This is a genomic window from Halomonas caseinilytica (assembly GCF_001662285.1).
GTDB lineage: Bacteria > Pseudomonadota > Gammaproteobacteria > Pseudomonadales > Halomonadaceae > Halomonas > Halomonas caseinilytica.
Map to the genome: position 1 here is coordinate 16,353 of NZ_BDEO01000013.1, position 19,479 is coordinate 35,831.

A 19,479-nucleotide genomic window follows, 5' to 3' on the forward strand; every position below is an offset into this window, starting at 1 on the left:
GCACGACCGACGTTCTTCAACCCGGAGCGACCGATGAAACGCCTGCTGATCGTGGCCCACGCACCTTCCGAGAACACTCGACGCCTGCGCGATGCCGCCAGTCGCGGGGCCTCCCATCCTGATGTCGAAGGCGTGGAAACCCTCACCAAGGCACCGCTCGACGCTACCCCTGACGACATCCTGGCCTGCGACGCCATCCTGCTTGGCACCACCGAGAACCTCGGCTACATGAGCGGTGCCCTCAAGGATTTCTTCGATCGCAGCTACTACCCGGTACTGGAAGCCCAACGGGGCCTGCCCTGTGCGCTCTACATCCGCGCCGGCCGGGATGGTACCGGCACGCGGCGGGCTGTGGAGGGCATCGTCACCGGTCTCGGTTGGAAATGGGCACAGGCGCCGTTGACGCTGAGAGGCGAATGGCAGGATGACTTCGAAGCCCTGGTGGAAGAGCTGGCCCTGACCCTGGCCGCCGGACTGGAGGCAGGGATTCTGTAGCCCCGACGTCATGGCCCTGTCATCGCGAGGCACTAGGGTGTGACACCCGAGTCGTTCACCACCTCGCGAGGTCCCATGAAGCCCATTGCGTCTTGCCTGATCGCCGCCGGCCTTCTGGTCGCCCCTTCTATCCAGGCCCAGAATGTCTTCGACTACCCACAACCCGATGACGCCCCGGCCAGCTTTCATGTGGTCAACGAGATCCCGGCCGGCAGCTTCACCAAGTATGAGATCAATGCCGAACACGGCCAGTTGATCGTCGACCGCTACGTCTCGATGCCGGTCCGCTACCCCGCCAACTATGGCTCCATCACAAGCTCGGCCGGGGGAGACGGCGACCCCCTGGATGCGCTTGTGCTGACCCGCGACAGCATCTACCCCGGAGCGGTGATCGAGGTCCGGGCCATCGGCGTGCTGCGGATGGTCGATGACGGAGAGGCCGACGACAAGATCATCGCCGTCCCCACCGATGATGTAGACCCCACCTATGCCGATGTCGAAGGGATGGAGGACCTTCCGGACATGCAGGTCGAACGGCTCAACGCCTTCTTCCGTGTCTACAAGAACCTGCCGGAGGGTGGTGACATCGAGCTGAACGGCTTCGGCGACGCCAGCGAGGCCCGCGAGATACTGAGCCAGGCCTTCGAGGCTTATCAGGCGAAATGATGTCCATGGCCTTCCCTTGCTCAAGCGGCGTCCCGAGGACGCCGCGACAGTCACAAGGCGCCTGAGGCGCCACGCTCGTCAGGCCAGCCTCGTTCCACTTCCCTTCATCCGGTCCGGTGCTTCCCAGAAGGTCGCGGCATGCCTGATGGCGCCTCTTCCTGTCATCGCTTCACGAAGAAACGGCACCCCACTGGAGTGCCGTTCGTGCGCGGAGCGCGATGCCGGAAGCCGCGAGCCTGCCGCTACCGCAGACGTTCGAACACCGTGGCCACGCCCTGCCCCATGCCGATGCACATGGTGGCCAGGCCAAGCGAGGTGCGCTGCTCTTTCATCACGTTGAGCAATGTCGTGCTGATACGCGCGCCCGAGCAACCCAGCGGATGGCCCAGGGCAATGGCACCGCCATGCAGGTTGACCGCCTCATCCATGCGATCGCGCAGGCCGAGATCCTTGAGCACCGGCAGCGACTGGGCAGCGAAGGCCTCGTTGAGCTCGACGGTCTGGATGTCCTCGATGGTCAGGCCCGCCGCCTTCAATGCCTTGCGAGAAGCCGGCACCGGGCCGTATCCCATGATCGAGGCGTCGCAGCCGGCCACGCCTGTCGACAGCACCCGGGCAATGGGTTCCAGCCCCAGGGCGCTGGCCCGCTCGGCACTCATCACCGCCATGCCGCTGGCCCCCACGGAGAGTGCCGAAGAGGTCCCGGCGGTCACGGTACCGCCACGCGGATCGAAGACCGGCTTGAGCTCGGCCATCGATTCCAGGCTGGCATCGGCGCGAATGACCTCGTCACGATCCACGCGGATCCGGAAGCCCTGGGCGTCGTGGCCTTCGATGCCGATGATCTCGTTGTCGAAGCCACCGTTCTGCTGGGCAGCATGAGCACGCTGGTGGGAGCGCACTCCGAAGGCGTCCTGATCCTCGCGGGAGATGCCGTGCATCTTGCCCAGGAGCTCAGCGGTCAGGCCCATCATCATGGCCGCCTTGGCGGCGTGCTTGCTGGCCGCCGGATTGACATCGACGCCATGGGTCATCGGTACATGCTCCATGTGCTCGACCCCGCCGATGATATAGAAATCCCCCATCCCGGCCCGAATGTTGGCGGCGGCGATGTGCAAGGCGCTCATCGAGGAGCCGCATAGACGATTGACGGTCTGGGCCGGCACGCTCCGCGGGATCCCGGTCATGATCGCCGCGTTGCGCGCGATGTTCATGGCCTGCTCGAGGGTCTGGTTGACGCACCCCCAGATGACGTCATCGACCTCGGCGGGATCGAGGTTCGGATTGCGGTCGAACAGTGACTGCATGACACCAGCGGACAGATTCTCGGCACGCACATGGCGGAAGGCGCCGTTCTTGGCCTTGGCCATGGCGGTACGCACGCCATCGACTACCACGATGTCTCTCGGATTCACACTCATCGAATTCGTTCTCCCCGGCACTTGATCAATAGCTGGTGGTGAATGGCACGTGGTAAATCAGGCCTCGGCGGCATCCTGATAGAAACGCTCGCCGTTGCGCGCCATCTCGCGCAGCTTCTCGGTCGGCGCGTAGAGTGCCCCGAGTTCGGCGGCCAGCTCGTCGGCCTGGGCAACGAACGCTTCCAGCCCCATGGCGTCGATATAGCGCAGCGCACCGCCCCGGAACGGCGGGAAGCCGATGCCATAGATCAGCGCCATGTCGGCCTCGGCCGGCGTGCCGACGATGCCATCCTCCAGGCAACGCACGGTTTCCAGGCACAGCGGCGTCATCATCCGCGCGATGATGTCCTCGTCGGAAAACTCGCGTTCCGTTTCGGCAACTCCCTTGACCAGCTCGATGGCCGCCTCGTCGCTGACCTTCTTCGGCTTGCCCTTCTTGTCTTCCTCATAGGCGTAGAAGCCCTTGGCGTTCTTCTGACCCAGGCGATCATTGTCGAACATCACCTGGATGGCACTCTTGCCCTGGCCTTCCTCACCGGCGCCGCCCAGGCCACCCATGCGATCCGGGAAGCCCTCGGCCATCACCTCGCCGGCATGCACGGCGGTGTCCATGCCGACCACGTCGAGCAGATACGCCGGCCCCATGGGCCAGCCGAACTTCTCCATCACCTTGTCGACGCGCTGAAAGTCGGCCCCGGCGGCCATCAGTTGGCTGAAGCCACCGAAATAGGGGAAGAGCACGCGGTTGACCAGAAAGCCCGGGCAGTCGTTGACCACGATCGGTGTCTTGCCCATCTTGCGGGCATAGGCCACGGTCGCGGCCACGGCGCCATCGCCGGTCTTTTCACCGCGAATGACCTCGACCAACGGCATGCGGTGCACCGGGTTGAAGAAGTGCATGCCGCAGAAGTTCTCGGGCCGCTTCAGGTTCTCGGCAAGCCGGGTGATCGAGATGGTCGAGGTGTTGGAGGTGAGGATGGTGTCCTCGCTCACGTTCTCTTCGACTTCGGCGAGCACCGCTCCCTTGACCTTGGGATTCTCGACCACCGCCTCGACCACCAGGTCGACATTGGCGAAATCGCCGTAGGAAAGCGTCGGCCGGATGTTGCTGAGCCGCTCGGCCATCTGCTCGTTGGAGAGCTTGCCGCGCTCCACCTGCTTGGCGAACAGCTTGCGAGCCTCCTTGAGCCCCAGTTCGATCGCCTCGTCCTTGATGTCCTTCATCAGGATCGGCGTGCCCTTGGAAGCGCTCTGGTAGGCGATGCCGCCCCCCATGATACCGGCGCCAAGCACACCGGCCCGCGTCACCGGCGCCGATTGCTTCTCGTACTGGCTGCCCTTCTTCTTGACCACCTGATCGTTGAGGAAGAGACCCACCAGGTTGTAGCAGACATCGGTGAGCGCCAGCTTGCCGAATGCCTTGGCCTCGATGGCCTGAGCCCGGTCGCGCTCCTCGCCGGCTCCCTTCTGGATGACCTTGATCGCCTCGATCGGTGCCGGGTAATGCGGCCCGGCCTTGCCGGCCACATATCCCTTGGCCGTCTCGAAGGCCATCATCTGCTCGATGGCATCAAGCCCCAGTGGGCCACGCTTCTCTACACGGCGCGCCTGGTAATCGAGCTCGCCACTCCGCGCTCGAACCAGGATATCGCGCGCCGCCGCCTCGAGCGATTCGCCCGGCACCACGGCATCGACCGCCCCAACCGAGAGGCAGGCATCGGCACGATTCTCGGTACCGCCGGCAATCCATTCGATGGCGTTGTCGGCACCGATCAACCGCGGCAGGCGCACACAGCCTCCCCAACCGGGCAGGATGCCGAGCTTGGTCTCGGGCAGGCCGATCTTGGCGGCCTCGCTCATCACGCGAAAATCAGTGGCCAGCGTCACCTCGCAGCCCCCCCCCAGAGCCAGGCCGTTGATGGCACTGACCGTGGGAAAGGGCAGGTCCTCGAGACCGTTGAAGATCCCGTGCACCCGCTCGAGCATGCCCTGTATCTCGTCCTCGCCCTTGGCGAACATTCCGTGGAACTCGGTGATGTCAGCGCCGACAATGAAGGCTTCCTTGGCGCTGGCCAGTATCAGGCCTTCGATGTCGGATTCACCGCGCAGCGCCTCCAGCGCCTGCTCCAGTTCCTGGATCACGGCACTGGACAGCTTGTTGACCGACTCATCCTTCAAGTCGAAGGTCAGGGTCGCGATGCCCTCGTCATCGCGAACCACCGAGATGGCATTGCCTTGATAGATCATCCAAGAATCTCCGTGCAGGAATTCATACGGCCGTTTGATTCATGACAGCTTGGTCCACTACCGGCGCCACGTCAAGTCCTTCGAACAGGCGCTCACCGCGGCTCCCCGGCCCACGACACAAGCTGTTAGACTGCGACCATGTCACCGAATCAGTCCATGAATGGCCCGCCCGCGCCTCCTTCACCCAGCCCCGGCGGCGCCTCTCGTCTCGGCGCCTGGGAACAGCGTATAGAGCGGCTGGCCGAGAAAGTCCGCCCCTGGAGCTGGCTCTGGCCGCCAGTGGCCTTCCTGGCCGGCGCCGGCAGTTTCTTCCTGGTCGAGCGACAACAGTGGCTCGGCGCCATGCTGACCCTTGGCATGCTGCTGACCTGGTTGCTGCTGCTTTCGGAGAGCCTGATCGGCCGCCTCCTCGCCCGGCGCGGCTACCCCACCCTGCCACGCGGCGTGACGACCTTCATCGCCCAGATGGTGCATCAGGAAACCCTCTTCTTCACGCTGCCCTTCCTGCTGGCGACCACGGTATGGACCAGTGGCCAGGCGCTCTTCACTCTCGCGATGGTCGCCCTGGCGATACTCTCCATCCTCGACCCGCTCTACTATAGACTCGCCGAACGACGCCGTGGGCTCTACTTTGCCTTCCACGCCCAGTGCGTGTTCCTGGTCGTCCTGGTGACCCTGCCGACACTGCTGCACCTGACCACCGGCCAGAGCTTGCTATTGGCCCTCGCGGCTACGGTGATCTTCAGCCTGCCAAGCCTGTTGCACCTGCTTCGCCCAATGACGGCCCGCCGCTGGCTGCTCATGCTGGCCCTGTTGCCTCTGCTGGCCGGTATCGCCTGGGGCGGCAGGATCTGGGTGCCGCCGGCCAGCCTGTGGATCTCGGGCAGCGCCCTCTCTCCGGAATTCGATGTCGCCACCCGCTCACCGCAGGGACAACTGCGCCTGACCCCCGACGCGCTGACCGAGCACGGCTTGTATGCCTACACCGCCATCCACGCCCCCAGGGGATTGCGCGAACAGATAGTGCATGCATGGCGCCACGATGGTGAACTGATCGATCGCATTCCACTCGAAATTCAGGGAGGACGCGAGGAGGGCTACCGCGCCTGGACCCACAAGCGCAACTTCCCTGCCGACAGCGCCGGCCGGTGGCGTATTGACGTGATGACGGCCAGCGGCCAGCGGATCGGCGTGCTGCGCTTCCAGGTTGCGCCGGATGCCGAAGCGGCGACCTTCGCCGACGGCCGCATTGACGTTCCACTGGGGCTGCCCGGGCTGGATATTCGTCGACTGGTGGCGCGTCCCGAGGGTTCCTCCGACATCAATAGTCAAAATACCGTTGACGACGCTTCCCCTTCCTCAGAGGATAACGAGTAGCCTTCGAACCATAAGGTTGCATTCCACGCCGGGGCTACAGACAATCCCAATAGATTTCTTCAACGTAGACACGCCATGCATCAGAACATCGGCTTTCAGCTCGCCCGTGTGCCGCGCCTCTGGCGCGCCGTCATTGACCGACGCCTGGCGCCTGACGGGCTGACTCAGACACGCTGGGTCACACTCTATCACCTGTGGAAAATGGGCGATGATCAGCCCCAGTGCGATCTTGCCCGGGCCATCGGCGTCGAAGCGCCCTCGCTGGTCCGCACACTCGACCAGCTATCCGAACAGGGCCTGATCGAGCGCCGTCCCTGTGGTCAGGACCGGCGAGCCAAGCGCATTTTCCTGACCGACAAGGCGACGCCCCTGCTCGAGCGCATCGAAAGCGTCGTCACGCAGGCCCGCAAGGAAATGCTGGAAGGCCTCGACGAAGCCGAAGTCGAGCATCTCATCGATCTGCTGTCGCGCATCGAGGCCAACGGGCTGGCGATCCAGGAGCGAGAAGAGGGTTAGAGGCCCGTTCCGCCGGGGGATGGCGGAACGCTTGGCGCCTGCATACTACGGTGGGCGCCAGGGTAGTCCGGGCGTCCAGCCAGGTCGTCGCGCAACGCTTGCATGCGTTCGTCGAGGTCCGAGAATGCCTCGAGCGACCAAGACTCGTCCCACCACAGCGTGAGGCAGGCCGCACTGGACTCGACCACGACGGCATCTTCCGGCAGGCAGTCCAGCAACGCCTCCAGTTGCCGATGCGCCGTTTCGGGCAACGGCCGCAGCGGCTCCACGCGCCAGCGCCATCCCGGCAGAAAGGGCTTGAGCGCCTGGCTGGCCATGGCATCACGCACCAGCAGGAAATCAGGGCCAGGCCGCTGGGGCGGATAACGCCACCGGTAAGCAGGGAGGCTCTCGCTATCATCGTGCAGCGGCGAGCTCTCGAGCCTCACGGCGACCCCTCTTTCCCTGGCGCCGTCACGCAACCCCTTCACGCGCTGTTGTCGCTGGCTCGGCCGCAGCCCCATCATCGGCGCGAAGGCCAGTCCCATCACACCGAGAATTATCAACCAGAGCATTCGTCATCCTGCCTGTTCGGAAAGCGTCGTCGAATAGCACATCGTCATTCAGCACTCTCTGCGTCGATGCAAGTCGTTGTCTTGTCACCCTTGGCATTCTAGAGTGGAAGACCGTCACCAACACCGTTGGACACCGCTGCGGAGAATGCGACATGAGCAACGAATATCGTCATATCCTGGTCGCCGTCGATCTGACCAAGGACTCCCAAAAGGTTCTGGAGCGCGCGGTACATATCGCCGACCGTAACCATGCCAAGCTTTCCATCATGCACACCCTGGAGCCGCTCGGCTTCGCCTACGGTGGCGACATTCCCATGGATCTCACCAGCATCCAGGATCAGCTCGACGAACACGCCAAGCAGCGTCTTGCCGAAATCGCCGATTCCCATGTGTCCCGCGAGAACCAGCACGTCATGGTCGGCATGCCCGACACCGAGATCCACCGCTTCGCTGATGATCAAGGCGTCGACCTGATCGTGGTCGGCTCCCATGGCCGCCACGGCTTTGCCCTGCTGCTGGGCTCCACCTCCACCGGGGTACTGCACGGCGCCAAGTGCGATGTGCTGGCCGTACGCGTCGGCACCGGTGAGGATGGCGAGGAAAGCGCCGAGTAACCCGTCCCAGGTATTCATCCATCAACATGGGGGAAGCGAGGGATTCGCGTGACGAGCGAATCGCCGCTTACCCCTCCCCCGCGACCATCGCCTCAAGCTCCATCCACCGCTCCATGGCCGCATCCAGCTCGGCCTGCTTGTCGTTCAAGGCCTGCAGGGTCGCCGTGACGGTATCGGGGTCCTGCTGATAGAACGTCGGGTCGCCCACTTGGCGCTCAAACTCGGCCACCTCACCTTCGAGGCGTTCGATCTCCGCCGGCAGGCCATCCAGCTCGCGCTGCAGCTTGTAGGAAAGCTTGACTCGCCTGGGGGCCGGGGAGGCAGTGGACGTTGACGCGGTTTCCGCCGTCTTGCGGGACCCGCCGGACGCCCCCTCGGCCACCGGCTCGGCCCGTTGCCGCGCGGCGCCTTCCCAGGGCGCAGGCGGCAATTTGCCGCCCTGACGCACCCAGTCGCTGTAGCCGCCCACGTACTCGCGCACCTTTCCCTCGCCCTCGAAGGCCAGCACGCTGGTCACCACGTTGTCCATGAAGGCCCGATCATGAGAGACCAGCAACAGAGTGCCCTCGAAGCTCAGTAGCAACTCCTCGAGCAGTTCCAGGGTCTCGACATCCAGATCGTTGGTCGGCTCGTCAAGCACCAGCACGTTGGCCGGCTGGGTGAACAACCGCGCCAGCAGCAAGCGATTGGACTCGCCCCCCGAGAGCGCCTTGACCGGCTGGCGCGCCCGTTCCGGCGTAAACAGGAAATCCTGCAGATAGCTCATCACATGGCGATCGCGGCCACCGACCTCGACCCGGTCGCTGCCCTGGGCGACGTTTTCATAGACCGTCTTTTCCGGTTCCAGGCCGGCACGCAACTGGTCGAAATAGGCCACCTGTAACTTGGTGCCGACACGTACGCGTCCCTCGCTGGGCTCCAGCTCACCGAGCAGGATCTTGAGCAGCGTCGTCTTGCCGGCACCGTTGCGGCCGATAAAGCCGATCCGGTCACCACGCTGGATCTCGATGCTGAAATTGTCGATCACCACGTCGCTGCCGAAGCGCTGCGTCACATTCTCCAGCTCGACGACCCGCTTGCCACTGCGCTCGCCGCTGTCCACGGCGAGATTGGCCCGCCCCTGGCGCTCGCGGCGTTCGCCTCGTTCGCGTCGCATCTGTTCCAGGGCTCGCACGCGCCCTTCATTGCGGGTACGTCGCGCCTTGATGCCCTGCCGGATCCAGGCTTCCTCCTGAGCCAGTTTCTTGTCGAATTCGGCGTTCTCGCGTGCCTCGACTTCCAACTCGTGGGTCTTCTGCTCCTGATACTTGGCGTAATCGCCGGGATAACGCCCCAGGCGTCCACGGTCGAGTTCGAGAATCGCTGTGGCCAGCCGCGACAGGAAGGCCCGGTCGTGGGTGATGAACAACACGGCCCCGTTGAAGGCAGAAAGCTGCTCTTCCAACCAGGCGATGGTATCCAGATCAAGGTGGTTGGTCGGCTCGTCGAGCAGCAGCAGGTCGGGCTCGGCGACCAGCGCACGCGCCAATGCCACCCGCCGGCGCCAGCCGCCGGAGAGTCCGGACATCTCGGCGTCTTCCGGCAGGCCCAGTCGCGTCAACACCACATCGATACGCTGATGGAAGGACCAGCCATCGATCGCCTCGATACGGCTCTGCAACTGCGCCATGCGCGTCATGTCGGGATCATCAGCCTGCACCAGGTGATGATATTCGGACAGCAGCTCACCGGCCTCGGGCAGCCCCTGGGCCACGACATCGAAGATGGTCGCCCCGGTGGCGTCGGGCAACTCCTGGGCCAGCACGCCGATCTTGAGTCCCGGGGCTCGCCAGATGTCGCCACCATCGGGGGTGATCTCGCCGGCCACCAGCTTGAGCAGGGTCGACTTGCCGGTGCCATTGCGGCCTACCAAAGCCAGGCGCTCGCCCTTTTCCAGCACCAGGTCGGCACCGTCGAGAAGCACCTGGGGACCATAGGCCAGTTGCAGCCGTTCCAGACGTAGCAGGGTCACTCGCACACCTCCAGGTTCATGAGGGCGCCAGTGTAACGTATGACGGCTCTGACGTGGCCCCATCCCATCTTCGCCGGGTACAATACGCGACCGCTGCACAGGAGGATGCCGTCTTGGCCGATACCACCCCACGCGACGAAGGCTTGCCCGAAGCATTGAGGTTCCGCTCACCGGCACCGCTGGTGGACATCGGCGCCAACCTGACCCACCCAAGCTTCGCCCAGGATCTGGACGCGACTCTCGAGCGGGCCCGGCATGCCGGAGTCACATCGTTGATCCTGACCGGCACGGACCGCGAGCACGCCGAGCAGGCCGCCGCTTTGGCCCGCGAACATGCCGGCCTCTATGCCACCGCCGGCTTGCACCCCCACGGCGCCAGCGAGTGGTCATCCTCTCTGGAAGCCAGCATGCGTGAGCTCCACCGCCGGCCCGAAGTGGTCGCGGTCGGGGAATGTGGTCTGGACTTCAATCGCAACTTCTCCACGCCGGCCGAACAGGAACGTGCCTTCGAGGCCCAGCTCGGCCTCGCGGCCGAAAGCGGGCTCCCTCTGTTCGTTCATGAGCGCGACGCCGGTGCACGCCTGCACGATATCCTGCATGCCTGGCGCGACGACATCTCCCAAGCGGTGGTGCACTGCTTCACCGGGGAGCGCCGCACTCTGCACGGTTATCTCGACCTCGACCTGCACATCGGCCTGACCGGCTGGCTATGCGACGAGCGACGAGGCCATCACTTGCGTGAGCTGGTCGGCGACATCCCCCTGGAGCGCCTGATGGTGGAAACCGACTGCCCTTACCTGCTGCCTCGCAATTTACCTGCCAAACTCAAGGGCAGACGCCACGAACCCGCCCTGCTGCCGTGGATCGTGCGCGAGATCGCTCACTGGCGTGGCCTGACGGAAGCCGAACTGGCTCGGGCCACCACCGCGACCGCTCGCCGCTTCTTCCGGCTCGAGGCGGCGGATGACAACCACCCTGCCCTCGAGGAGGGGCATTGACCATGGATGAGCTGCCCGCTTTCATCGCGATCGAGACCGGCAACGACGGGGACCTGCCGCTTTCCATCGCTTGGACCCTGCCGGATGGCCGCGTCAAGCACACCCTGATCCAGCCGGACAACAACTGGCTCGAGGACGAGCTGGTCTCGCTGGGCGACTACAGCCTGGAAGAGCTCAACAGCATGGGCGTGAGCCCGCTGGACGTGATCCGCGAGCTGGAGACCGACCACTTCAATGCCACGCTCTACACCGCTGGCGTCGGCGATGACGAGGCCGCCCTGTCACGGCTCTTCGAGACCTATGGGCTGGATCCGTTCGTCGAGCTGGCCCCCGCCGAGAGCCTCTACAATGGCCTGGAGCCCGGAGAATGGGCCCGCGCCAGGGGAGACCTGTTCGGCGAACTGGGGCTCGAGCCGCTGCGCCCCGAAGAGGAAATCCAGGTGATGCTCGCCCTGCACATGAGGATCAACGAGGACACCTGACACGCCTCACGCCGGCTCAGGAGAGCCCTCCAGGCATCGTCGTCCCGCTGCCAGCGCCTCCTCGAGCGGGAGACGTTCACCGTAGAACGCCGCCAACGCCGTACGAAAGGCCTCGGCACGTTGCGGCAGACCCTCGGTCTCGTAACGTGTGGCTCGCGCCTCGACCCGGGAGCGAAACGCCTCTCGATCGACCTCGGCCTCACCGCCAAGATTGTCGACGCTGACGTTGAAGCGCAAGCCACAGGCCCGGGAGAACAACAGCTCCAGGGCCTGGGGACTCACCTCCACCGATTCGAACTCGCGCTGCTGGCCGGTGTCCCGGCCATCGGGCTGGTACCAGTAGCCGTAATCCTCCAGCTGGCGTCGCCGTGCACCGGCAATGCACCAGTGGCTGATCTCGTGCAGAGCGCTGGCATAGAAGCCATGGGCAAAGATCACCCTGTGCCAGGGATGCGAGGCATCGGCCGGCAGGTAGATCGGCTCGTCTTCGCCGCGCACCAGACGAGTACGGTGGCTCGACATGAAAAGGCCGTCGAACAGGGCGATGACATCGTCGAGACGGTGTATCACACGGGCTCCTGAATGATGGGGGGCAGGAATGGGCGCGTAGTATAGCGAGCCGCCCACAGGAGCGAAAACCGCCCCCCGCTGATAGACTATGTTGCTCCCCCGCATGCATGACGCCCGGGGCGTTTCGTCATTTGCATGGAGCATGAGCCGTGGCTCGATTCATCACCGATTTGCGCGAGGTGTCACGCCGCGACACCGGCCCTCTGATCCGTCTCGCCCTGCCCATCTGCGGCGCCCAGCTCGCCCAGGCCGGCATGAGTGTCGTGGACGTGATGATGACGGGCCGACTGAGCGCTACCGATCTGGCAGCGGTCTCGGTAGGCTCCAGCCTGTGGATGCCACTGATGCTGTTCATGACCGGCACCCTGATGGGGCTGACGCCGGTGGTGGCGCACCTGCTCGGCGCCGGGCGTCGCGCGGGCATTCGCGTTCAGGTACACCAGGCCCTGTGGATCGGCCTCACGCTGGGAATCCTGTCGGCTATGCTGCTGTGGACGGCAGTGATGCCGATTTTCGCGGCAATGGATGTGCCCGATGAAGTCGCCAGGCGCTCGGCCGGCTATCTCGCGGCGGTAGGCTTCGGCATGCCTGGCGTGGCAATCTTCCAGTCCCTGCGCGCCTTTTCCGACGGCATGAACCACACGCGCCCGGCGCTGTGGATCAGTCTGGTCGGGCTGGCCGTCAACGTGCCCAGCAACTACCTCCTGATCTACGGCGGCGAGGGCCTCACGTCCTTGCTGGGCGACGGGGTTCCGGCTCCCCTGCAGGCCATTCCGGCGCTGGGCGCCACGGGCTGCGGCATTGCCACCGCCCTCTCCATGTGGGTCATGGGCCTGACCATGGCCGCTTACACCCGCCGCAGCCGTGCCTACGGCGACATCGAGCTATGGCGCGACCCGGCGCCCCCGCGCTGGCGGCTGATCGGCGAGCTCCTGCATGTTGGGGTTCCCATCGGCGTGGCGATCTTCGTCGAGGTCACGCTGTTCACGCTGATCGCTCTGTTCATCGCCAGTCTCGGCGAAGTGACCGTGGCCGCGCATCAGGTGGCGCTCAACTACACCGGCTTGCTGTTCATGCTACCCCTGTCGCTGGGCATGGCACTCACGGTCCGTGTCGGTAACACCCTCGGCCAGGGGCGGCCGGAACTCGCCCGCCTGGTGGCCTGGAATGGCATCCTGATCGCCCTGATGGTGGCCTTGCTCAACAGCCTGATACTGTGGCTGACGGCAGGGCCGGTGATCGACCTCTATACGCACGATAGCGCGGTCCAGCAACTGACGCTGTCACTGATCGGCCTGGCCATGATCTACCAGGTTTCCGACTCCCTCCAGGTCAGCCTGGCCGGTGCCCTGCGCGGCTACAAGGACACCCGCGTGATCATGCTGATCACCATGGTGGCCTATTGGCTGGTGGGACTGGGTGGCGGCCACTGGCTGGGCGTATACGGGTTGTTCGATACTCTGGCGCCCATGGGGGTACATGGCTACTGGACCGGCCTGATCGCCGGCCTGACAGTGGCCGCCATTCTGCTCGGAGAGCGCTTGAGACGACGCAGCAAGGCGGTGGCACGTGGTGACGAGGCAATTCCTGATACCCGGTGATCCCCGGCGGTGGCGACCGGCGCTCGCGCTGTTGCTGCTGATCGGCTGGCTTGCCGGCTGCACCGATGGCGCAGCCGAACGGCGCTTGCAGGATTATCAGCATCGTCTCGCCTCGCACCTGGCGCTCTCGCCACCGGAACCCGCCACACCGGCCAACATCGGTGACTTCCCGGAACGCCAGGCACGGCGCTTCCCGCTTGAGGAAATTCGCCACAGCCTGATCGACGTCTACGCCCTGCGCGGTTGCCACATCAGCCAACTGGTCGCCAAGCGCAACAATCAGCTGGGCCGCGTGGCGGCCCCCAGCCAACGCTGGCTCTACGAGCTCAAGCTATGGCGGCGTCTCAATGACTGCTGGAACACGAACGTACCGGATTCCCTCGATGCCGATGATCGTCAGCGCCTGGCGCGGCTGACCCAGCTCAAGACCGAACGCCTGCCCCGAGCCAGTTGGAATGCGCTGTTCGATTCGAGCGAATGGGTCGACAGTTTTTCGCGAGCCAGCTCGCCACTGCCACCTGATGCCCTGAGCGCGGTGGACGAGCAACTGCCCGCCCTCGCCTACCTGCGCGAAGCGGCGAAGCGCCAGCTCGATCCCGGCTGGACGCCAGACTCCGCGACACTTGAGCGCCACCTGAACATCCTGCGTCAGCGGCCCCTGACGGCCGAATTGCTGCGTGCCCTGCAACTGGCCGAACAACGCCTGACGGAAGCCTCATCACTGCTTGAGACGGCGCTGGCACGAGCCGAGGAGTGCCACACCGCTCGCCCACTCCCCGACATGGCGTCACTGAATCGCTGGCTGACACGGCTCGAAGACCAGTCGGCCCGCTGGCTGGGTGCTATCCATGACCTGCTCGAGGCCCACCCGCTGGAGCCCCCGACGGCGATCGCCGACTACCGCCACCGCTGGCTTTCCCTGGACAACCCGAAGGCCCCTTGGCCCGCGATGGTCAGCGCTCGACAACGACATCAGGCACTCCGCCTGCGACTATCGGAGTCCTGTCGATGACGGGAAGGGCTTAACGGGGTCATCACTCTGTGCTATTGATGGAAGAACAGTGACGTTGTGCGCTGCCGACCGGCCGGGGGACGTCGCAACAGGGAATGGGCATTGGATGACGCCCGCCTCGTTGCCCGCCCCTCCAATGCCAATGACGTGACCACGCAGCAGCAGGAGGGACTTCATGGGTATCCCGCTGTCACCGCGCCCCGCCCAGGTCATCGATCTGGACACCATGCGCCAACGCCAGGAGGCCAGGCGACGCCTGATCCGCCTCTCGCCGGAGCTGGACGGCCTGGAAATGGTCTATCAGCTGCCCTCCGAGCCCGACGCCTACTACGGCATGCCCCTGCTCGCCTGGGGCATCCGCGAAGACGGCCATGTCACCGGTCTGGTGCCGTGGATGGAAAGCCTCACGCCCTGCCAGCAGCTCGACGACCCCGAGCACGGCCACTTCATCGGCTATCGCGATCCCGAGACCGAGGAGCTGTTCGAGGAGGCGCCGGACCACAAGGTGTTCGAGCTCGAACAGGCCGCGGCCTACTTCGAGTACGAGTCGACCCGCGAGCCGACCCTGATCCAGCAGTTACCCGAGACCCAGGGAACCCATGCGCTGTGCATGGACGACAGCGAGGCCCCCTGGCAACTGAAGCAGGTCTTCGGTTGGCGACTGTACAGTGATGGCGCCGTGGAGGCCCTGCTCGCCGACGAACAGTTGATCGACTCCACGCCGATTCTGCCCGGCGACCCTTGCCTGTATACCGGCCATAGCCGCCACCGCGTGGTCTACTTCTTCCAGCGCCAGATCGCCAACCGCATCCGCCGGGAGGATCCAGCCACCCTGGAGGCCCTGGCACTGATGGTCATGCCGGACCATCAGCAAGATGACTAGGGAAGCCGGGATTACGCGAGCAGGGTCACACCGTCATGAGTGACCGAGACGAATGAAATAGAGGTAATGCCCATCTTCCTCGCGCTGATGCAACAGTGCATGGCCGAGAAAACCACAGAACTTCGGGACGTCCCGGGTGGTCGCCGGATCGCTGGCGATCACCTTGAGGACTTCCCCCGATTTCATGTCGCGCACCTTGTTGTGCATCAGCATGATCGGCTCCGGGCAGTAGAGTCCCGTGGTATCCAGTTCTGCATGACAGCTCGGCAGGGAATCCGCAGAATCAACCATCGATAACCTCATCGTGTCGAAGAACAAGCATAGGGAGTGGCTGGATGATCAAGGTCATTATCGAGCGTCGTATCATGCCCGGACTCGAAGAAGAATACGAGGAAGCCGCCCGCGAGGCCATACGTCAATCGCTTGGCGCATCGGGCTTCGTCAGCGGCGAGACCCTCGTCGAGATGGGGCACAGCGACCGGCGCCTGGTGATCACCAAATGGCGCGACATGCGTGCCTGGAAAGACTGGGTCAACAGCGAGCACCGTGCCCGGGCCATGCAACGCCTGCAACCCCTACTGACCGAGGAAGAGCGCATCCGCATCTACGAGCCCAGCTACTGACTCCCCGCCCCTGGGCGATGGCATCTAATCGAGCAGCCTAACGTGCACCGTCACCTCTTCCCGGTCATGGTAGAGGTGACGGCAGGCGATCTCGGCCTTCACACCGGCACGCGCCAAGGATGTCGACAGACGCCTCAAGCCTTCCGACACCGCTTCCCAGCGGCGCTTCATCGGCAACTTGAGATTGAACACCGCCTCGCGACACCAGCGTCGCGTGAGCCAGCGTTCGACCATGGTGATCACTCGAGACGGCTTGTCGACGATGTCGCAGACCAGCCAGTCCAGGCGAGCCGGGGGCGTCCAGACGAAACCATCCTCGCGCAGATGCTCTACCAGGCCGGATGTCATCAGCTCAGGATCCATCGGCCCATTGTCGATGGCAAAGACCTGCATGCCCCGCTGGACCAGCTGCCAGGTCCAGCCGCCCGGGGCCGCACCGAGATCGGCCGCCTGCATGCCATCGCTCAGTCGGGTCGGCCACTGTTCCGCCGGGACGAACTCGTGCCAGGCTTCCTCGAGCTTGAGTGTCGAACGGCTCGGCGCCCGGGAGGGAAAACGTAGCCGACGGATGCCGCCGAGCTGCTCACAGCGATTGCCGGGAAAACTCATGCCCAGTTGCACCCGATCCCCATCACTCCACAGCAGGTGCAGACGTCGCCCTCCCGCCTTGCGGCGCAGCACGCCCGCCTTGCGCAATTGCGCCTCCAGTGGCCGTTTCAGCGCCTTGATCAATCCCGCCAGCGCCTTGGCGTCATTGGTATCCGGCGTCTCCTGCCAGACCGCCTCGCAACTCCAGCCACTGCCCCGGACCTGTGCCATGATCGCCCCCAGCCGATCAGCACGATCGAGGGTCAGCGGCGGTAACGCCACCAGGCTCTGCCGTGCGAAAACCAGCGACGCGAGCGGCAGGGCACGATGCATTTCGTTGGCGGAGGTCCCATCGACCACTTCGAAGCGTACATGGCCCCCACCACGCTCGAAGCGTGGCGTACCACCGATGCCGGACAGAGCGGCCTTCTCCAGCATTTCTGCCGCCAGATCGGCCTCGAAGCCGGGGCGACAATAGAGCAACAGCTCATTGGGGACGATCTTCAACGACGAGACTCCTCTGATCGAAACGCTCTTCCCTATCGGGCCGCGGCCATGGACATACGGCCACTGCTGGGGCGGCGCCCTTGAGAAGCCAGTATCTTAGCAGGCCGAGCCCTGACGAGACGACGTTCGGCGCGAACGTCAGCGAGCCGGATGCGGTCGACGGCTATCGCCGATCACTCCCTGCTCCAGCGCCATGGCACGAGCCGCCTGAGGCCCCGTCCACAGTGACGGTAACAGCACCAGCGATACGGGGATGGCGGTGATCACGATGAACTGCTGGAGGGCACCGATCTGCCCTGCCCCCATGCGCAACAGAATCGCTGCCATCAGTGCCATGGTGACACCCCAGAAGGCGCGAATCAGGGCGCTGGGCTCATCGTGCCCCGATCCGACCACCGAGATGGCATAGCTCATCGAATCCCCCGTGGTGGCCACGAAAATCGTCGTCAACACCAGCACGGCCAGCGCCATCAGGGTACCGCCCGGCAAGGCCTGGGCCACCGTCAGCGTCGCCACATCGAATTGAAAGTTGTTCAAGGCCTCGGTGAGCTCAATGGCGCCGGTCAATTGATAATGGATGCCCGAGCCACCCATCAGGGTGAACCAGACGGTCGTGGCGATCGGCGCCATGACCGCGACGGCCAGAATCATCTGGCGAATGGTTCTCCCTCGAGAGATACGAGCCACGAAAATCGCCATCAAGGGCCCATACCCGATGAACCAGGAGAAGAAGAATACCGTCCACCACTGCATCCACCAGTCGGGTGCCGTCTGCGACGTCATGGTCGCCATGGTGAAGAAGGAAGAAAGATATTCGCCGAACCCTTGAGTATAGGCATCGACCAGAAAGAGTGTCGGCCCGAAGAGAAAGATGACCGAGGCAATGGCCAGTGCCAGAAAGACATTGAAACGACTGAGAACCTGAATGCCTCGATGAATCCCCGTGACCGCCGAGGTGACATAGACGCCGCCCAGCACCGCCAGAATGATCAACTGAGTGCCATAGCCTTCCGACACACCGAATAGCTCATGCAGTCCAAAGCTGACCTGGGTGGCAAGAAAACCGATTGGCCCGACCGTACCGGCCACCACAGCAATCACGCACAAGGCGTCGACGACACCCCCCAGCCAGCCGCTCACCAGGCGCTTGCCCAGCACCGGCATCAGCAGGGTACGAGGCTGCAAGGGATGCCCCTCATCATAATGAGCCCGAGCCAGCACCACGGCAGTCAAGGAGCCCAGCACGGCCCAGGCCAGGAATCCCCAATGCATGAAGGATTGCGCCAGGGCCCCGGCAATCGCCTCCGTCGTGCCCGCCTCGGTGTCGAAGGCCGGCGGCGTCACGATGAAATGGTAGACCGGCTCGCCGGCAGCGAAGAAGACACCGCCTCCCGCCAACAGGGTACACATGATGATCGAAAGCCACTTGAAGGTACTCAATTCCGGGCGTTCGAGACCGCCGATCCTGGCGCTCGCCGCCGGGGTGAACGCCAGCCCCATGGCGACCAGGAAGGTCAACAACAGCAGCAATTGGAAATAACTCCCCAGGGTCTTGGCGGTCCAGGCAAACCCGGCGGAGATACTTTCCGCCACCATGTCGATGTCATACAGCGACAAGGCGATAAACCCTAGTATGAAGCCCACGCTCAGGGCGAGCACCAGGGGATCACCAAGCGCGCGGGAGGATCGAGTAGCGTCTTTGCTTTGCGTATTGGTCATGCGAGATATTGGCCTGGTCCGTCAGCGGACCCGCCTCCTCTTGCTGGCGAGAGTGTCATTCAACCGGGGAAGGATGAATACGTCGCCACCCGCACTTGGGTGGCCAGAAGTGGATAATGGCAACGAACGAGCCTGAAAGGCCTGATATAAAAAAACCCCGACCTCAATGAGGCCGGGGTTTTCTCGGTGTAAGTGCCTGACGATGACCTACTCTCGCATGGGAACTCCCACACTACCATCGGCGCTGAGCGGTTTCACTGCTGAGTTCGGCATGGGATCAGGTGGTGCCCACTCGCTATGGTCGTCAGGCGAAAAAATCAATGCAATCCTGCTGACGATACGTCTCGTGCGTACCCGGCGTCGTCTGTCATCCAGACTCCTTGGGTGTTATATGGTCAAGCCTCACGGGCCATTAGTACCGGTCAGCTCAACGCCTTGCAGCGCTTCCACATCCGGCCTATCAACCAGCTCGTCTTGCTGGACCCTTCAGGAGGCTCGAGGCCTCGGGGAGATCTCATCTTGAAGGAGGCTTCCCGCTTAGATGCTTTCAGCGGTTATCCCGTCCGACCTTAGCTACCCGGCAATGCCACGGGCG

General features: G+C 64.1%; 19 protein-coding genes and 2 rRNA genes. 11 read left to right on the forward strand and 10 right to left on the reverse strand.

What is annotated here, in order from left to right; translation table 11 throughout:
- The first annotated feature begins 33 nt into the window (after positions 1-33).
- Positions 34-495 (forward strand): flavodoxin family protein, encoded by a 462-nt coding sequence (locus HSDC_RS14320; protein ID WP_064700633.1) that lies wholly within the window; start codon positions 34-36, stop codon positions 493-495.
- A gap of 75 nt (positions 496-570) precedes the next feature.
- Complete coding sequence (locus tag HSDC_RS14325; protein WP_064700634.1) at positions 571-1,161, forward strand: inorganic diphosphatase; 591 nt, start codon at positions 571-573, stop codon at positions 1,159-1,161.
- Positions 1,162-1,403: 242 nt separating this feature from the next.
- Here the strand turns inward: HSDC_RS14325 and fadA are convergent, their stop codons facing one another.
- Complete coding sequence (gene fadA / locus HSDC_RS14330) at positions 1,404-2,582, reverse strand: acetyl-CoA C-acyltransferase FadA (RefSeq protein ID WP_064700635.1); 1,179 nt, start codon at positions 2,580-2,582, stop codon at positions 1,404-1,406.
- 57 nt (positions 2,583-2,639) lie between these two features.
- Positions 2,640-4,829 carry a fatty acid oxidation complex subunit alpha FadB gene (fadB, locus tag HSDC_RS14335; RefSeq protein ID WP_064700636.1) on the reverse strand — a complete coding sequence of 730 codons (2,190 nt, stop codon included), beginning with the start codon at positions 4,827-4,829 and terminating at the stop codon, positions 2,640-2,642.
- A gap of 156 nt (positions 4,830-4,985) precedes the next feature.
- Between fadB and HSDC_RS14340 the strand changes: the two genes are divergently transcribed.
- Both HSDC_RS14340 and slyA read left to right on the forward strand, forming a co-directional pair.
- Positions 4,986-6,206: a DUF5924 family protein gene (locus HSDC_RS14340; protein WP_064700637.1), complete on the forward strand. Its 1,221-nt coding sequence runs from the start codon at positions 4,986-4,988 to the stop codon at positions 6,204-6,206.
- Between the two features lie 75 nt (positions 6,207-6,281).
- Positions 6,282-6,722, forward strand: a complete 441-nt coding sequence (gene slyA / locus HSDC_RS14345; protein WP_064700638.1) for a transcriptional regulator SlyA — start codon at positions 6,282-6,284, stop codon at positions 6,720-6,722.
- Here the strand turns inward: slyA and HSDC_RS14350 are convergent.
- Complete coding sequence (locus tag HSDC_RS14350; RefSeq protein ID WP_064700639.1) at positions 6,719-7,276, reverse strand: hypothetical protein; 558 nt, start codon at positions 7,274-7,276, stop codon at positions 6,719-6,721. The two genes, slyA and HSDC_RS14350, sit on opposite strands and share 4 nt — an antisense overlap.
- Before the next feature lie 152 nt (positions 7,277-7,428).
- Here HSDC_RS14350 and HSDC_RS14355 point away from each other — a divergent pair, with 152 nt between their 5' ends.
- The gene (locus tag HSDC_RS14355) at positions 7,429-7,890 is read left to right on the forward strand and encodes a universal stress protein (protein ID WP_064700640.1); all 462 of its coding nucleotides are present in this window, start codon (positions 7,429-7,431) and stop codon (positions 7,888-7,890) included.
- A gap of 67 nt (positions 7,891-7,957) precedes the next feature.
- Here the strand turns inward: HSDC_RS14355 and HSDC_RS14360 are convergent, their stop codons facing one another.
- Entirely contained in the window at positions 7,958-9,901 is a 1,944-nt protein-coding gene (locus tag HSDC_RS14360; RefSeq protein WP_064700641.1) for an ATP-binding cassette domain-containing protein, read from the reverse strand.
- Between the two features lie 113 nt (positions 9,902-10,014).
- Between HSDC_RS14360 and HSDC_RS14365 the strand changes: the two genes are divergently transcribed.
- Both HSDC_RS14365 and HSDC_RS14370 read left to right on the forward strand, forming a co-directional pair.
- Positions 10,015-10,899: a TatD family hydrolase gene (locus HSDC_RS14365; RefSeq protein WP_064700642.1), complete on the forward strand. Its 885-nt coding sequence runs from the start codon at positions 10,015-10,017 to the stop codon at positions 10,897-10,899.
- Between the two features lie 2 nt (positions 10,900-10,901).
- On the forward strand, positions 10,902-11,381 hold the full coding sequence (locus HSDC_RS14370) for a hypothetical protein (RefSeq protein ID WP_064700643.1): 480 nt from the start codon (positions 10,902-10,904) through the stop codon (positions 11,379-11,381).
- Positions 11,382-11,387: 6 nt separating this feature from the next.
- Here the strand turns inward: HSDC_RS14370 and HSDC_RS14375 are convergent, their stop codons facing one another.
- Positions 11,388-11,951, reverse strand: coding sequence for an elongation factor P hydroxylase (locus HSDC_RS14375; protein WP_064700644.1), 564 nt, complete (start codon positions 11,949-11,951; stop codon positions 11,388-11,390).
- 149 nt (positions 11,952-12,100) lie between these two features.
- Here HSDC_RS14375 and HSDC_RS14380 point away from each other — a divergent pair, with 149 nt between their 5' ends.
- The 3 genes from HSDC_RS14380 to HSDC_RS14390 all read left to right on the forward strand — a co-directional run bounded on the left by HSDC_RS14380 (position 12,101) and on the right by HSDC_RS14390 (position 15,447).
- The gene (locus HSDC_RS14380) at positions 12,101-13,552 is read left to right on the forward strand and encodes an MATE family efflux transporter (RefSeq protein WP_064700645.1); all 1,452 of its coding nucleotides are present in this window, start codon (positions 12,101-12,103) and stop codon (positions 13,550-13,552) included.
- Positions 13,521-14,564 (forward strand): DUF3080 family protein, encoded by a 1,044-nt coding sequence (locus HSDC_RS14385; RefSeq protein WP_244883833.1) that lies wholly within the window; start codon positions 13,521-13,523, stop codon positions 14,562-14,564. Before HSDC_RS14380 ends, HSDC_RS14385 begins: the two co-directional genes overlap by 32 nt.
- Positions 14,565-14,739: 175 nt before the next feature.
- The gene (locus HSDC_RS14390; RefSeq protein ID WP_064700646.1) at positions 14,740-15,447 is read left to right on the forward strand and encodes a hypothetical protein; all 708 of its coding nucleotides are present in this window, start codon (positions 14,740-14,742) and stop codon (positions 15,445-15,447) included.
- Positions 15,448-15,480: 33 nt separating this feature from the next.
- Here HSDC_RS14390 and tusA read toward each other — a convergent pair whose 3' ends face one another.
- Entirely contained in the window at positions 15,481-15,738 is a 258-nt protein-coding gene (tusA, locus tag HSDC_RS14395) for a sulfurtransferase TusA (protein ID WP_064700647.1), read from the reverse strand.
- Between the two features lie 44 nt (positions 15,739-15,782).
- Between tusA and HSDC_RS14400 the strand changes: the two genes are divergently transcribed.
- The gene (locus tag HSDC_RS14400) at positions 15,783-16,070 is read left to right on the forward strand and encodes an antibiotic biosynthesis monooxygenase family protein (RefSeq protein WP_064700648.1); all 288 of its coding nucleotides are present in this window, start codon (positions 15,783-15,785) and stop codon (positions 16,068-16,070) included.
- A gap of 24 nt (positions 16,071-16,094) precedes the next feature.
- Here HSDC_RS14400 and rlmM read toward each other — a convergent pair whose 3' ends face one another.
- The 4 genes from rlmM to HSDC_RS14420 form a co-directional block, all read right to left on the reverse strand.
- The gene (gene rlmM, locus HSDC_RS14405) at positions 16,095-17,159 is read right to left on the reverse strand and encodes a 23S rRNA (cytidine(2498)-2'-O)-methyltransferase RlmM (RefSeq protein ID WP_425292861.1); all 1,065 of its coding nucleotides are present in this window, start codon (positions 17,157-17,159) and stop codon (positions 16,095-16,097) included.
- A 144-nt stretch (positions 17,160-17,303) separates the two neighbouring features.
- Entirely contained in the window at positions 17,304-18,884 is a 1,581-nt protein-coding gene (locus HSDC_RS14410) for a BCCT family transporter (RefSeq protein ID WP_064700650.1), read from the reverse strand.
- Between the two features lie 194 nt (positions 18,885-19,078).
- A 5S ribosomal RNA gene (rrf, locus tag HSDC_RS14415) occupies positions 19,079-19,193 on the reverse strand.
- An 82-nt stretch (positions 19,194-19,275) separates the two neighbouring features.
- Positions 19,276-19,479: ribosomal RNA gene (locus HSDC_RS14420) — 23S ribosomal RNA — on the reverse strand; the annotation flags it as partial.

Excerpts from the sequence above, each read along its gene's own strand:
- HSDC_RS14350 (WP_064700639.1), bottom strand. The coding sequence starts at position 7,276 with ATGCTCTGGTTGATAATTCTCGGTGTGATGGGACTGGCCTTCGCGCCG.
- HSDC_RS14370 (WP_064700643.1), top strand. The coding sequence starts at position 10,902 with ATGGATGAGCTGCCCGCTTTCATCGCGATCGAGACCGGCAACGACGGG.
- HSDC_RS14320 (WP_064700633.1), top strand. The coding sequence starts at position 34 with ATGAAACGCCTGCTGATCGTGGCCCACGCACCTTCCGAGAACACTCGA.
- HSDC_RS14390 (WP_064700646.1), top strand. The coding sequence starts at position 14,740 with ATGGGTATCCCGCTGTCACCGCGCCCCGCCCAGGTCATCGATCTGGAC.
- HSDC_RS14340 (WP_064700637.1), top strand. The coding sequence starts at position 4,986 with ATGAATGGCCCGCCCGCGCCTCCTTCACCCAGCCCCGGCGGCGCCTCT.
- slyA (WP_064700638.1), top strand. The coding sequence starts at position 6,282 with ATGCATCAGAACATCGGCTTTCAGCTCGCCCGTGTGCCGCGCCTCTGG.
- HSDC_RS14410 (WP_064700650.1), bottom strand. The coding sequence starts at position 18,884 with ATGACCAATACGCAAAGCAAAGACGCTACTCGATCCTCCCGCGCGCTT.
- HSDC_RS14355 (WP_064700640.1), top strand. The coding sequence starts at position 7,429 with ATGAGCAACGAATATCGTCATATCCTGGTCGCCGTCGATCTGACCAAG.
- tusA (WP_064700647.1), bottom strand. The coding sequence starts at position 15,738 with ATGGTTGATTCTGCGGATTCCCTGCCGAGCTGTCATGCAGAACTGGAT.
- fadB (WP_064700636.1), bottom strand. The coding sequence starts at position 4,829 with ATGATCTATCAAGGCAATGCCATCTCGGTGGTTCGCGATGACGAGGGC.
- HSDC_RS14325 (WP_064700634.1), top strand. The coding sequence starts at position 571 with ATGAAGCCCATTGCGTCTTGCCTGATCGCCGCCGGCCTTCTGGTCGCC.
- HSDC_RS14400 (WP_064700648.1), top strand. The coding sequence starts at position 15,783 with ATGATCAAGGTCATTATCGAGCGTCGTATCATGCCCGGACTCGAAGAA.
- fadA (WP_064700635.1), bottom strand. The coding sequence starts at position 2,582 with ATGAGTGTGAATCCGAGAGACATCGTGGTAGTCGATGGCGTGCGTACC.